We start from the raw sequence: 12,591 nt of genomic DNA, 5'->3' as shown, positions 1-12,591 counted from the left end.
GGAAAGGTTTCACGCCCACGCGCCGCCATCCAGGGATGATTTCATCCCCCCGTCGGCCGGCATCGACCGGCGCGGGCAACGAAAGCGTTCTTGCCACGCAGTCTTCTTTGACGCATTCAAGTGATGAGAGACCTGCCGAGCGCCGAAAAGCGGGGAGGGAATCATCCGGGGAGGAATCTGTCCCTGTTTTAACTGGGCCGGCCGATGCAGTGTGGTGGACGTCCCCCGATTACCTCTCTTTCTGAGGAGCGCCACCGCCATGTATTCCCCGGTCCGGCCCAGCGTCGCCATAGCGTTCCACTCCGGCTACGGACACACCGCCGTCCTCGCCGAGGCGGTCGCCCGAGGCGCCGCCTCCGAGGGCGCCGACGTCGTGTCCGTCGCGGTGGACGCCATCGGCGAGGAGCAGTGGGCCCAGTTGGACGCCGCCGACGCGATCGTCTTCGGCTCGCCCACCTACATGGGCACCGCCTCCGCCGCCTTCCACGCTTTCGCCGAGGCGAGCAGCAAACGCTGGTACACCCAGACCTGGGCGGACAAGCTCGCGGCCGGCTTCACCAACTCCGGCGCCAAGGCGGGCGACAAGTCCTCCACTCTGGGCTACTTCCAGACCATGGCCGCTCAGCACGCCATGCACTGGGTCAGCCTGGGCCTGCAGCCGGGCCAGGCGTCGACCACCGGCAGCGAGGCGGACCTGAACCGGCTCGGTTTCTTCGCCGGCGCCGCCGCCCACAGCCCCGTCGACGCCGGCCCCGAGGCGGTGCACAAGTCCGACATCGCCACCGCCGAACACCTGGGCGCCCGCGTCGCCCGCGAGGCCCGGATCTTCGCCACGGGCCGCGCCGCCCTCGCCGCCTGAGCCACCCACCCCGTCACACCGTCCAAGGAGCACGATCATGTCCGACAACGCCAACATCACCATGGTCCGCCGCCTCTACGACTCCGGCATGGCCCCCGAGGTCACCGCCGAGATCATGGCCCCGGACCTGGTCTGGGACATCACCCCCGGCTTCCCCAACAGCGGCGTCTACCACGGCTGGGACAGCGTCGCCCGCGACTTCTTCGGCCCGATCATGGCCAACTACGAGACCTTCGGCGCCAAGGCGGAGCAGTTCTTCGGCGACGACGAGGTCCACGTCTTCGTGCTCGGCCACTACCACGCCGAGACGAAGACCGGGAACACGGCCGACGTCCGCTTCATCCACCTGTGGACCGTCCGCGACGGCAAGCTCGCCCACCTGACCCAGGCCGCCGACAGCCACGTCCTGCAGGAAGCCCTCAAGGGCTGACCTCACCCCACCCACTCCACCGATCCGATCTTCAGGGAGCACCCATGGCAAAGATCCTTTTCCTGGTCACCGCCGCCACCCACTGGACCCTCGCCGACGGCTTCCAGCAGCCGGCCGGGTTCTGGGCCGAGGAGGCGCTGGGCCCGTACGCGGTCTTCAAGGAGGCCGGCTACAAAATCGCCTGCGCCACCCCGGGCGGTGTCCCGCCGACCGCCGACGCGCTCAGCCTCACCCCGGACTTCAACGGGGGCGAGGAGGGCGCCGAGGCCATGAAGCAGGCGCTGCGCGACGCCACCGAGCTGCAGCACCCCATGCGCATCGAAGACGTCCGCATCGACGACTACGCGGCCGTGTTCGTCCCCGGCGGCTGGGGCCCGATGGAGGACCTGCCCGACAACGCCGCCTCCGGCAAGCTCCTCACCGACTGGCTCGCCTCCGGCAAGCCCGTCTCCCTGGTCTGCCACGGCCCGGCCGCGCTGCTGGCCACCGTCGACGCCGACGGCGACTCCCCGTTCCACGGCTACCGCCTCACCGGCCTGTCCAACGCCGAGGAGCGGCAGAACGGCCTCGCCGACCGCGCCAAGTGGCTGCTCCAGGACCGCCTGGTCGCCGACCTGGGGGCCGACTACCGCGAAAGCGAGCCGTTCACCGCCCACGTCGAGGTGGACCGCACCCTGTTCACCGGCCAGAACCCCTACTCGGCCGTCCTGCTGGCCCAGGAAGTCGTCAAGGCGCTCAGCTGACCCCTGAACCGCCCCCGCTCACGCCGGTCGAACACCGGTCCAGGGACAAAACTCTCCCCCTGACACACCGATCCCAGAGTGCCAGGCTGTTGCCATGAAGCGCGATGACCACCGCAACGAGCTGGGGGACTTCCTCAAAGCACGCCGCGCCGAGCTCACCCCGGCCGCCGTCGGCCTGCCCGACGGCGGCCCGCGCCGTGTCGCGGGCCTGCGCCGTGAGGAGGTCGCGGTACTGGCTGCCATCAGCACCGACTACTACTCCCGCCTCGAACAGGGCCGCATGCCCGCGTCGCCAGCCGTGCTGGCATCCCTGGCCCAGGTCCTGCGCCTGGACGACGACCAGCGCGATTACCTGTACGAACTCGCGGCCAAGGACGAGTACCGACCCCACCGGCGTCCGCCGCGCCCCAGGGTCCAGGCGCAGCTGCAACGGATGCTCGACGACATGGCGCACACTCCCGCGTTCGTGATCGGCCCGCGCACCGAGGTCGTCGCCTGGAACGCGATGGGCGCCGCCCTGATCACCGACTTCGGCAAGATCCCCGAGAAGCACCGCTACTACATAAGGATGCTCTTCGCCGACCCCGCCATGCGCCGGCTCTATGCGGACTGGGAAGGAATCACCCGGCTGGCCATCGCCCAGATGCGCATGCACAACGCGAACAATCCCACAGACGCCAAGCTGGCCGAGCTCGTCGGTGAACTCTCCGTTCACGAGCCCCAGTTCCGGCAGTGGTGGGCGGACCACCACGTCGCCACCAGAGGCACCGGAACCAAGCACCTGCGCCACCCCGTCGTCGGCGACCTCCACCTCGACTGGAACGCCGTCACCTGGGCCGCCGACCCCGACCTCCAGATCATCGTCTGGACCGCCCAGCCCGGCAGCCCCACCCACGACGCGCTCCGACTGCTCGCCGCCTGGGCCGCCGACCCAGCCCGCGCCGTCAGCGGCTCCCCTAGCTGAAATCGAGTTCTGGTCGGACATCGTCTGCCCCTACTGCGGGCCGATGCACCACCGGCTCGACCAGGCGCTGGAGCGCTTCGCGCTGCATCGCGCGGTCCCTGTCGCTCGAAGTCCCGACAGCGGACGACGGTCGCTGACCGGTCTCATGTCGCCGGAAGAGGACGGCGATCACAGCGATCCGGATTTCCCTCAGCCAGGACCTTCTGCGTTTTCGAGCTTGGCCCAAATCCGGGCGATGGCAGCAATGTCATCGTCGTCGAGGGGATCGACAAAGTATTTCTTGACCGAATCCTCGAAAGTTCGTCTGACCGACTCGGCGAAGTGCCGTCCGCTTTTGGTGAAGCTGATGAGCGACACCCGCCCGTCGCCTTGGTCGGCGCCACGCTGGAGGTGCCCGGCATCGATCAGATTCTGGACCAACCGTGATGCTCGAGTGGGGCTCACGCTGACGAGTTCGCCAGACAGAACTCGAACCGACTGAGGCTCGGTTTCCAGGAGCCAGCACAGGATCTCGACGGTGCTGAACGAGATCTTGTGCTGGTCCATCAGCGCGGCGTCGATCCGCCCGGTAACTGTGGCGTGGGTCAGCAGCAGCGCAAACCAGCCCTTGACTTGGTCCGGGGAAATGATTCGCGGTTGCGACACGGGTGCCTTCACACCCAGCAGCATACCCGGAAACTGAGTGCCTCCCCAGTTAGATGCGCGCGCACGCATCTGGTACGGTGAGCATGTAGTCACGAACGGGAGAACAGCCCCGCAGGGTCCCCGCATCGTTCGGCCCTGCGGCCGACAGAAGGATGAAAGTCAGCATGCCCAAGCTCGATGGCAAGGTCGCCGTGATCACTGGAGCAACCTCTGGGATGGGGTTGGCAACGGCCAGGTTGTTCGTCGCCGAAGGCGCCGACGTGTTCATCACCGGACGAGACAAGCGCCGGCTGGATGAGGCGGTCGCCTCCATCGGCCACAACGTGACGGGCGTACAGGCGGACTCGGGAAATCTCGACGACCTGGCTCGCTTGGCCGAGACCGTGCGGGAGCGTCACGGACGAGTCGACGTCCTCTTTGCGAGCGCCGGCCTCGGATCGGTTTCGGACCCGCTGGGAAGCATCACCCCAGATACGTTCGATGCGCTGGTGGGCGTGAACTTCCGCGGCACTGTGTTCACCGTTCAGTACCTGCTGCCGCTGATGAGCGACGGTGCGTCGATCATCCTGAACGGCACGACCAGCGCGACCAAGGGCATTCCCGGTGCCGGGGTCTACTCCGCGAGCAAGGCCGCCGTGCGTTCACTCGCCCGCACCTGGGCCGCGGAGCTGAAGGTCCGCGGCATCCGGGTGAACGTCGTCAGTCCCGGTTCGATCGACACCGCGCTCTTCAGCACCGTATCCCCCGAGGTTCGGGAGCAGATCACCGCAGCCATCCCGCTGGGACGGCTGGGAAGCAGCGAGGAAATCGGAGCTGCTGCGCTGTTCCTGGCCTCCTCGGACGCCAGCTTCATCACCGGCGCAAACCTGGTCGTCGACGGCGGGTTCAGCCAGATCTAACAGCGAGCGACGACCGGAGAAGCGCCTCATGTCGGCGCTCGTCAGCGCCCTGATCCGACAACACGCCGTGGGCGACGACGTCGCGCGTCGCGGCTGACCACACACGAACGACTGAAGGAGACGTCGATGCCTGACTATGGTCATCCCCTGCGTTTCGCAACATTCATCGGTCCCACGAACTCCCCGGCGACCCGTCCGGTCGAGTTGGCGCAGCTCAGTGAGCGGCTCGGTTTCGACTTCGTGACCTTCCAGGATCATCCCTACCAGTCGAGCTTTCTCGATACCTGGACTCTGCTGAGCTGGGTGGCCGCGCGGACTGAGCGCATCGGTCTGTCCGGCAATGTGCTCAACCTGCCGCTGCGTCAGCCCCCCGCCGTGCTCGCCCGCGCGGCCGCCAGCCTCGACCTGCTCTCCGGTGGTCGGATGAGCCTCGGGCTCGGGGCCGGCTTCTACTGGGATGCGGTGCAGGCGATCGGCGGACGTCGATTGACCCCGTTGCAGTCAGTGGCGGCGTTGAGCGAGGCGATCGACGTGATCCGCGGGGTGTGGGACGCCGACGGGCCCGGACGACTGGATGTCGACGGGGAGTTCTATTCGGTCCACGGCGCCGAGCGCGGACCCGCGCCCGCACACGAGATCCCGATCTGGCTAGGAGCCCACAAGCCGAAGATGCAGGGCCTGGTGGGACGTAAGGCCGATGGCTGGTTGCCGTCGCTGCCGGTCATGGAGCCAGGCGGCCTCCAGAAGGGAAACGCGATCATCGACGCCGCCGCGCGGGCCGCTGACCGCGACCCCCGCGAGATCACCCGGCTGCTGAACATCTTCCCGAGTCAGCAGACTGCGGAGGCACTGGCCCAGATGGCCGTCGAGGACGGTGTCAGCGTCTTCATCCTGGCCAGCGACGACCCGGACGTACTCGAACGCTTCGCCGCGGAGACCATCCCCGCTGTACGCGAACACGTCGCCCGCGAACGCTCTTAGCACGCCCACCACACCGGCAAGACCCCTATGACCCAGCAGTTGATCGATAGACAGCAAAGGAAAACGTCATGACCACCATCAGCATCATCGGCTCGGGCAACATGGCCACCGCCATCGGCACCCGGGCGGCGAAGCACGGCCACACCATCGAGCTCATGAGCCGCAACACCGTCAAGGCTCAGGCGCTGGCCGACCAGATCGGCAATGGAGCCACCGCCGGCGTGTTCGGTGCAACGCCGGCAGGTGACATCGTCATCGTGGCCGTCCCGTACACCGGCGCAGTCGACGCGGTCATTCGCTACGACGGCGCGTTGGCCGGCAAGATCCTCGTCGACATCTCCAATCCCTTTAACACCGACGCCGACGGGCTCGCGACTGCCCCAGGTCGCTCGGCGGCACAGGAGATCGCCGCTGCCGCCCCCGAGGGCACACCGGTCGTGAAGGCGCTGAACTCGATATTCGGCCACGTCCTCGCTCACGACAAGCCCCTGGACGCGTTTCTTGCCGGCGACGACGCAGAGGCGAAAGCCCAGGTCGCGGCATTTCTGAAGAGCATCGGCTTGCGGCCTCTCGACGCCGGAGGGCTCCAGATGGCGTCGGTCCTTGAATGGACCGGCCTCCTGCTCATGGGGCTGGCCCGCCACGGCGCCGGCTTCGACATCGCCCTCGGCGCAGAATCCAACTGAAGACCTGGCTGTCTCGGCTGCCCCGTGCTGATCGGGTGAGGTAGTTGGGCGGCTGTGTGACTGGCACGGCCTCCGGGTGGCGCGACGGGATCGAGGTCGTCGCGATGGACGGGTTCACCGGCTTCAAGACTGCTACCACCGAGGAGCTCCCTGACCCGACGACCGTGATGGACCCGTTTCCTGAACCGGCGCCCCGAGGCGACCATCGAAGACATCGCGAAGGCGGCGGGGATCAGCCGGCAGACGGTCTACGCGCACTTCATCTCACGTGACGCGCTCCTGCAGGCGCTGCTGGAACGGGCCACGGAACGGGTGATCGCCGCCATCGACGCCGCCGACTTGGACACCGGGCCCGCCGACGCCGCCCTGATGCGGTTCCTGGAGGCGGGCTGGAACGCGTTCGACACCGACCCGTTCCTGCTGCACCTGGCCGTCCCCCCGCTCGACCCGGAGCAGGAACGCGACCGGCACGGTCCGATCCTGGCCCGCCTGGAGCAACTGGTCACCCGCGGGCAGAAGCAGGGCGAGATCGACCCGCAACTGCCGGTGGCCTGGGTCCTCTCCGCCACCCTGGCGCTGGGCCATGCCGCGGGCGAGGAAGTCCGCGCCGGACGGCTAACCTCCGCCGAGGCGGTTCAGGCGCTACGGAGCAGCATCCCGCGCCTGCTCCACCCGGAGCGCTGACCCAGGCGGCGCCGGACTCCGCACCGCTGCCGGAGGACGCAGCCGGGTGCCGCCCTGTCCGCAGGCGGGCATGGAGGCGCGGGTCAGGGGTTCCTGGCCCCGGGCCGCTGACCTGGGTGTTCGCCCAGGTCCCCGGCCAGGCAGCGGACGAGTCGGCCTGTACGCCGGGTTTTGTCTCGCGGGGGCCTTGCGGCCCGCGCGGAGGCGGTCATCCATCTACGACTGCCGTTGCCGACAGCCTCCAGCGGTCTACCCGCAGGCTCGGGCGGGCAGCCCTCGAACGCCTGCGCGGAGCGCCGTTCGGCGTTCCATCTTGACCTTGCTCCGGGTGGGGTTTACCTAGCTGCCCAGGTCACCCTGGGCACTGGTGGTCTCTTACACCACCGTTTCACCCTTACCAGCCGCCGAAGCGGCCGGCGGTCTGTTTTCTGTGGCACTGTCCCGCGGGTCACCCCGGGTGGGCGTTACCCACCACCCTGCCGTGTGGAGCCCGGACGTTCCTCGGCACACCCTGGGAAGGGTGCAACGCGACCGCCCGGCCGGCTCGTCCGCCGTGTGGACCATGGTAGCCGCTCCCTGCGAGGCATCAGACCCCGTGACTTCGGCGTAGTCGCCTCGTTGGCCGATCGGGTCAGTTGTGGAGCGCCACATGCTCGGGTGGGGAGGAGCACTCACATGACGGTTGGGCACGAGGAGTTCACCCACAGGGAACTGCTCGACATTCTTGTCACTCTCGAAGCTCCCCCTGGCTTCAAGGCCGAACTGGTGCGTGGGGAAATCGTCCTCTCACCTCACGGACGTGTGGACAGCGAGATCATCCTGGCGGGGCGAGAAGCGGCCCTGTCCGCCGGGTTGCCACGCTGGCGGGTCATGTCGGACGTGCTGAGCCCGTTTCCCCACACCAGGAGCGGTTTCTGCCCCGATGTCTCGATTCTGCGGAGCACCTCCTCCAGGACTGCCAAGCCTCTGCCCCGGAGCGACATCGCGGCAGCGATCGAGGTCGTCTCCAGTGACCTCGGCGAGAAGGACTACGGCATCAAAGTCCAGGAGTACGCAGTCGCGGGGATTGACGCCTACCTCATCGCCGACCCCTACCAATGCCTGTGCACGCTGTTCACCGGGCCGGAGAACGGTGCGTACCCGGAGCCCGAGACCTTCCCCTTTGGCGCAACGGTGACTTTCACCGCCGACGGCACCGAATTTGTGCTCGACACCTCCGACTGGCCGCGAATCGGCTGACCAATCCTCAGGCCGGGGCGAAGCGGAGGGTGCGGGTGGCCGGGTCCGCCGTGGTCAGCCGAACCCGTAGCGGTGTGCCCAGCGGGAGCGCCACCGCGCCCGGGCGGTCGTCGGAGAGGCGGGCGCGGACGGCCGGGTCGCGGAGCTGGACGGTGCCGGTGAGGTGCTTCCGCTCGTCCACGTCGACGACCACGCCGTCGAAGACCTCGCCCTCACGGCCGCGCAGCAGTTCCGCCTCGACCAGGTCGACGCAGGCCCGCTCGACCTCGTGGGCGCGACGGTCGCCGGTCTCCATCAGCCGGGGGATCTCCGGCAGTGCCGCCCGCACCCAGTCCGGTACGGCTTCGCCCGCCGCCAGCGCCACGCAGACCTCGCCCGCGAAGCGGTCGGCCAGCCGGCGCAGCGGGGCGGTGCAGTGGGCGTACGGGGCGGCTACGGCGGCGTGGGCGGGCTCCGGCGGAGCGGAGCCGTCGAAGGCGGTGTACGCGGCGCCGCGCAGCAGGCCCGTGCACTCGTTGAGGAAGGCGGCGTGGGCCGGGAGCTCGGGGTTGAGCGACCGGATCAGTTGTGGGTACAGGAGGCCGGCCGGCCAGTCGACGCCGAGCGCGGCGGCGGTGAGGTGCAGCCGGTCGTGCGCGCTCTGCGGCGCAGCCGGGAGGGTGCGCAGCAGGCCGACCCTGCCGTCGAGCATCATCTCGGCTGCGGCCATGCCGGTGAGCAGGGAGATCTGCGCGTTCCAGCCGTCGGCGGGGCGCGGAGCGCGGTAGTTGAGGGCGTAGCCGCCGTCGACGGGCTCGATCTCCTGCTCGGGGATGGGCAGGCTGATGCCGCCCCGGTCCTGCTCGCGTTCCTCGCGCAGCGGCCCGATCACCCCGAGCAGCGCGAGGGCCTCGTCGGCGGTGCCGCTGTCGATGGCCTGTTGCACACCGGCGTAGTCGAGCCTGCGACGACTGCGGACCAGGGCACGGCGCAGGTCCGCGCAGACCAGCGCACCGTCGGCGTCCAGGTCCAGCTGCCAGAGCAGGGCCGGGGCGTCCTGTCCCGGGAGCAGGCTGGCCGCGCCCTCGGAGAGCTGCGGCGGGTGCAGCGGCACGCGCAGGTCAGGGAAGTAGAGGGTCTCCACCCGACGCCTGGCCTCCGCGTCGATCGCCCCGCCGGGCCGTACGAACGCGCCCACGTCCGCGATGGCGTAGTGCACCCGGAAGCCGGTGCCGCGCCGCTCCAGGTGCATCGCCTGGTCGAGGTCGCGCGAGTCGGGCGGGTCGACGGTGAACAGCGGCAGCGCGGTGGCGTCCTCGTCCGGAAGCCGAGGTGCCCGGACCGCCCGCTCGACCTCGGCGAGGACCTCCGGCGCCCAGCGGTCCGGGATCTCCATCCTGGCCCGGAGTTCGGCGAGCTCGCTGTCGATCCGGGCGGTGCCTGCGGTGCGCAGGTTGAGATGGCGGCGGGGCATGGGTGCAGCGTACGAGGGTGGGGCCGGGGTCGCCCCTCAACGTCCCCGGCCCGGTCATCCAGCGAACCAAAACACACAGCAAGCGTCAATATCAAACACAGACTGACGTCATTACGGCCGGTGGTGGTGGCTTTCTTTGGATTCGTCCTGGAGACGTCAGGCCCTACAGTGGCGCGGGGGCTGTTCCCGATCCGCCGCGTCACCGAGGAGTACTGCTGTGCTGGTGCTGTTGCCGCCGTCCGAGGGGAAGGCCGCCGCCGGTTCGGGGGCGCCACTGGCGCTGGACGGGCTCGTCCTGCCGGAGCTCGGCCCGGCGCGGAGCCGGGTGCTGGACGCGCTGGTCACGCTGTGTGCGAGCGGTGACGAGGACCGGGCGGCCGCTGTGCTGGGGCTCAGCCCGGGGCTGCGCGGGGAGATCGCCCGCAACACGGTGCTGCGGACGGCCCCGACCCTGCCGGCCGGCGAGCTCTACACCGGCGTCCTCTACGACGCGCTGGAACTGTCGACGCTCAGCCCCGAGGCCTACGCCCGGGCCGAGCGCTCGCTGCTGGTGTTCTCCGGGCTCTGGGGTCCGGTCCGGATCAGTGACCGAATCCCGCCGTACCGCTGCTCGGGAGGGGTGAAGCTGCCCCCGCTCGGCCCGCTGGGCAGCTACTGGCGCAAGGAGACCGCGGCGGCGATGCAGCGCGCGGCCGGCGGCGGGCTGGTGCTGGACCTGCGGTCGTCGGCGTACGCGGCGCTGTGGCGGCCGCAGGGGGAGGTCGCCGGACGGACGGCCACGGTGCGGGTGCTGCACGAGCGAGAGGTGGGAGGAGTGGTCAAGCGAACGGTGGTGAGCCACTTCAACAAGGCGACAAAGGGACGAATCGTCAGAGAGCTTCTCGAGTCCGCCGCCGAACCGGAGTCACCCGCCGAACTCGCCGAGGTGCTACGGGAGTTGAAGTACACCGTGGAAGCCGAGGCACCTGCGGCGGGGAAGGCTTGGACGCTGGACGTCGTCGTCAGCGAGCTGTGAGGGGCTTGTCGCGCAGTTCCCCACGCCCCTGACAGTGCAACAGCTAGCGCAGGTGCGCGGTGTCGTTGAGCAGCCGCAGGGACGCGTTGCCGTCCGCGTAGTACTGGATCGCGGAGAACGAGGCTGCCGACAACTCCATCCGGAACATCGACTCCGGCGGGGCCCCCAGAGCCAGCCTGACCAGGGTCTTGACCGGTGTGACATGGGAGACCACCAGGACGGTCCGCCCCGCGTAGCGGGCCAGCAACTTGTCGCGGGCGGCCGCGACCCGGTGGGCGACGGTGGCGAAGCTCTCGCCGCCCGGGGGCGCCGTGTCGGCGGAGGCCAGCCAGGCGTCCAGCTCGACCGGGAAGCGCTCCTTGGCCTCGGCGAAGGTCAGCCCCTCGAAAGCCCCGAAGTCTGTTTCCCGCAGCCCCTCCTCGATGCGTACCTCCAGGCCGAGCCGGTCCGCCGTGGCCTGCGCGGTCTGCCGGCAGCGCAGCAGCGGAGAGCTGACGACCGCCTGGACGGTGCCGCGCGCGGCGAGGGCCGCGGCCACCAGGTCGGCCTGGGCCCGGCCGCGTTCGGACAGTTCGGGATCGCCGCCGCCGCTGCCGGAGAAGCGCTTCTCGGGGGTGAGCGCGGTCTCGCCGTGGCGCAGCAGCACCAAAGTGGTGGGGGTGCCCAGGTCCGCCGCGCCCCAGCCGACCGGGGCGGCGGGGACCTCCGGGAGCGGTTCGGAGAGCACCGGCGTTGCCGTCGGCTGCGGCAGCGGTTTGGCGACCCACTGCCTCCCGGCCTGGCTGGCATCCATGGCCTCGTTGGCCAGCCGGTCCGCGTGCTTGTTCTGGGCACGCGGCATCCACTGGTAGCGGACCCTGCCTGGCGGGAAGATCCCCTGGGCCTCGGCGGCCAGTGGCCGCATGTCCGGGTGCTTGATCTTCCAGCGGCCCGACATCTGCTCGACGACGAGCTTGGAGTCCATCCGGACCTCGACCGTCGCCTCCGGGTCGATGGCACGGGCCGCCCGCAACCCGGCGATCAGACCCCGGTACTCGGCGACGTTGTTGGTGGCCACGCCGATGTACTCGGCGGCCTCGGCGAGCAGTTCGCCGGTGTCGCCGTCGCGCAGGGCAGCGCCGTAGCCGGCCGGCCCCGGGTTGCCCCGGGAGCCGCCGTCAGCCTCGATGATGAACCGTCGGGTGGACGCCATGAGGGGCGAACCGCTCTCTAGAGGCCGGAGTCGGAGGTGCGGATCAGGATGCGGCTGCAGTTCTCGCAGCGGACCACCTCGTCCGGCGCGGCGGCGCGGATGGTGCGCAGGTCGGCGGTGGCGAACTCGACCCGGCAGCCCTCGCAGCGGCGCTGGTAGAGCCGGGCCGCTCCGGTGCCGCCCTGGGTCTCGCGCAGCCGAGTGTAGAGCTTCAGCAGATCGGCGGGGATGACGGCGGCGATGGCCGCGCGTTCCCTGGTGACCTTCTCGGCCTCGGCGTCGATCTCGGCCTGCGCCACGTCCCGGCGGGCCTCGGCCTCGGCCAGGCTGTGCTGGGCGTCGTCGCGGCGCGCGGTCATCTCGGAGACCCGGGCCTGGCCGGTCTCCAGCCGCTCCATGATCTCCAGAACCACGTCCTCCAGGTCGCTCTGACGCTTCGCCAGGGCGCCGACCTCGTGCTGGAGGTTGGCGAGGTCCTTGGCGGAGCCCACCGCGCCGGAGTCCATCCGCTGCTGGTTGCGGGCGGCGCGGGTGCGGACCTGGTCCACGTCCTGCTCGGCCTTGACCAGTTCGCGCTGGGTGTCGCTGAGCTGGGTCTCGGCGGCGACGGTGAGGGAGCGCAGTTCGGTGAGATCGGTGCTGCGCTGCTGGATGTCGGCGTGCTCGGGAAGGGTGTTGGAGCGGTGGGCGAGCTGGTCCAGGCGGGAGTCGAGGGCCTGCAGGTCGAGCAGGCGGATCTGGTCGGCGGGCGCGGCGTTCAGGGGGTGCTCCTCGGGGTGGTGCGTCGGTCGGTCAGGGGGC

At 69.8% G+C, this 12,591-nt stretch carries 14 protein-coding genes, 1 other RNA gene and 2 pseudogenes; 12 read left to right on the top strand and 5 right to left on the bottom strand.

The features are described 5' to 3' along the window. Positions 1-259: 259 nt before the first annotated feature. From ABH941_RS37785 to ABH941_RS37770, 4 genes are all read left to right on the top strand, one after another. Positions 260-859 (top strand): flavodoxin family protein, encoded by a 600-nt coding sequence (locus ABH941_RS37785; protein ID WP_370135468.1) that lies wholly within the window; start codon positions 260-262, stop codon positions 857-859. A 37-nt stretch (positions 860-896) separates the two neighbouring features. Beyond that, positions 897-1,289, top strand: a complete 393-nt coding sequence (locus ABH941_RS37780; protein ID WP_370135465.1) for a nuclear transport factor 2 family protein — start codon at positions 897-899, stop codon at positions 1,287-1,289. 44 nt (positions 1,290-1,333) lie between these two features. Next, positions 1,334-2,032 carry a type 1 glutamine amidotransferase domain-containing protein gene (locus ABH941_RS37775; RefSeq protein ID WP_370135462.1) on the top strand — a complete coding sequence of 233 codons (699 nt, stop codon included), beginning with the start codon at positions 1,334-1,336 and terminating at the stop codon, positions 2,030-2,032. Positions 2,033-2,126: 94 nt separating this feature from the next. Next, a complete protein-coding gene (locus tag ABH941_RS37770; protein ID WP_370135458.1) occupies positions 2,127-2,996 on the top strand; it encodes a helix-turn-helix transcriptional regulator in 870 nt (289 codons plus the stop codon). A 189-nt stretch (positions 2,997-3,185) separates the two neighbouring features. Here ABH941_RS37770 and ABH941_RS37765 read toward each other — a convergent pair whose 3' ends face one another. Then, a complete protein-coding gene (locus ABH941_RS37765) occupies positions 3,186-3,653 on the bottom strand; it encodes a MarR family winged helix-turn-helix transcriptional regulator (RefSeq protein WP_370135456.1) in 468 nt (155 codons plus the stop codon). A 152-nt stretch (positions 3,654-3,805) separates the two neighbouring features. Between ABH941_RS37765 and ABH941_RS37760 the strand changes: the two genes are divergently transcribed. From ABH941_RS37760 to ABH941_RS37735, 6 genes and pseudogenes are all read left to right on the top strand, one after another. Continuing rightward, entirely contained in the window at positions 3,806-4,540 is a 735-nt protein-coding gene (locus ABH941_RS37760) for an SDR family NAD(P)-dependent oxidoreductase (RefSeq protein ID WP_370135454.1), read from the top strand. Positions 4,541-4,666: 126 nt separating this feature from the next. Next, positions 4,667-5,521 carry an LLM class flavin-dependent oxidoreductase gene (locus ABH941_RS37755; RefSeq protein ID WP_370135452.1) on the top strand — a complete coding sequence of 285 codons (855 nt, stop codon included), beginning with the start codon at positions 4,667-4,669 and terminating at the stop codon, positions 5,519-5,521. 68 nt (positions 5,522-5,589) lie between these two features. Beyond that, positions 5,590-6,207, top strand: coding sequence for an NADPH-dependent F420 reductase (locus ABH941_RS37750; protein ID WP_370135450.1), 618 nt, complete (start codon positions 5,590-5,592; stop codon positions 6,205-6,207). 77 nt (positions 6,208-6,284) lie between these two features. Then, positions 6,285-6,386, top strand: a pseudogene (locus ABH941_RS37745) (transposase); the annotation flags it as partial. Position 6,387: 1 nt separating this feature from the next. Then, a pseudogene (locus ABH941_RS37740) lies at positions 6,388-6,456 on the top strand (hypothetical protein); the annotation flags it as partial. Between the two features lie 63 nt (positions 6,457-6,519). Beyond that, positions 6,520-6,891 carry a hypothetical protein gene (locus tag ABH941_RS37735; protein WP_370135447.1) on the top strand — a complete coding sequence of 124 codons (372 nt, stop codon included), beginning with the start codon at positions 6,520-6,522 and terminating at the stop codon, positions 6,889-6,891. A gap of 144 nt (positions 6,892-7,035) precedes the next feature. Here ABH941_RS37735 and rnpB read toward each other — a convergent pair. Further along, positions 7,036-7,438, bottom strand: an RNA gene (gene rnpB, locus ABH941_RS37730) — RNase P RNA component class A. Positions 7,439-7,566: 128 nt separating this feature from the next. Here rnpB and ABH941_RS37725 point away from each other — a divergent pair. Then, positions 7,567-8,130, top strand: a complete 564-nt coding sequence (locus ABH941_RS37725; RefSeq protein ID WP_370135443.1) for a Uma2 family endonuclease — start codon at positions 7,567-7,569, stop codon at positions 8,128-8,130. Positions 8,131-8,137: 7 nt separating this feature from the next. Here the strand turns inward: ABH941_RS37725 and ABH941_RS37720 are convergent, their stop codons facing one another. Continuing rightward, a complete protein-coding gene (locus ABH941_RS37720; protein WP_370135440.1) occupies positions 8,138-9,583 on the bottom strand; it encodes an RNB domain-containing ribonuclease in 1,446 nt (481 codons plus the stop codon). Between the two features lie 217 nt (positions 9,584-9,800). Between ABH941_RS37720 and yaaA the strand changes: the two genes are divergently transcribed. Continuing rightward, complete coding sequence (gene yaaA / locus ABH941_RS37715; protein ID WP_370135437.1) at positions 9,801-10,598, top strand: peroxide stress protein YaaA; 798 nt, start codon at positions 9,801-9,803, stop codon at positions 10,596-10,598. 43 nt (positions 10,599-10,641) lie between these two features. Here the strand turns inward: yaaA and ABH941_RS37710 are convergent, their stop codons facing one another. Continuing rightward, the gene (locus ABH941_RS37710; RefSeq protein ID WP_370135433.1) at positions 10,642-11,790 is read right to left on the bottom strand and encodes a bifunctional RNase H/acid phosphatase; all 1,149 of its coding nucleotides are present in this window, start codon (positions 11,788-11,790) and stop codon (positions 10,642-10,644) included. A gap of 17 nt (positions 11,791-11,807) precedes the next feature. Further along, entirely contained in the window at positions 11,808-12,551 is a 744-nt protein-coding gene (locus ABH941_RS37705) for a zinc ribbon domain-containing protein (RefSeq protein ID WP_370135624.1), read from the bottom strand. Positions 12,552-12,591: the final 40 nt, after the last annotated feature.

Origin of the sequence: Streptacidiphilus sp. EB103A, assembly GCF_041261405.1 — a bacterium.
Taxonomy (GTDB): domain Bacteria; phylum Actinomycetota; class Actinomycetes; order Streptomycetales; family Streptomycetaceae; genus Streptacidiphilus.
This window is presented reverse-complemented; position numbering and strand designations above follow the sequence as displayed.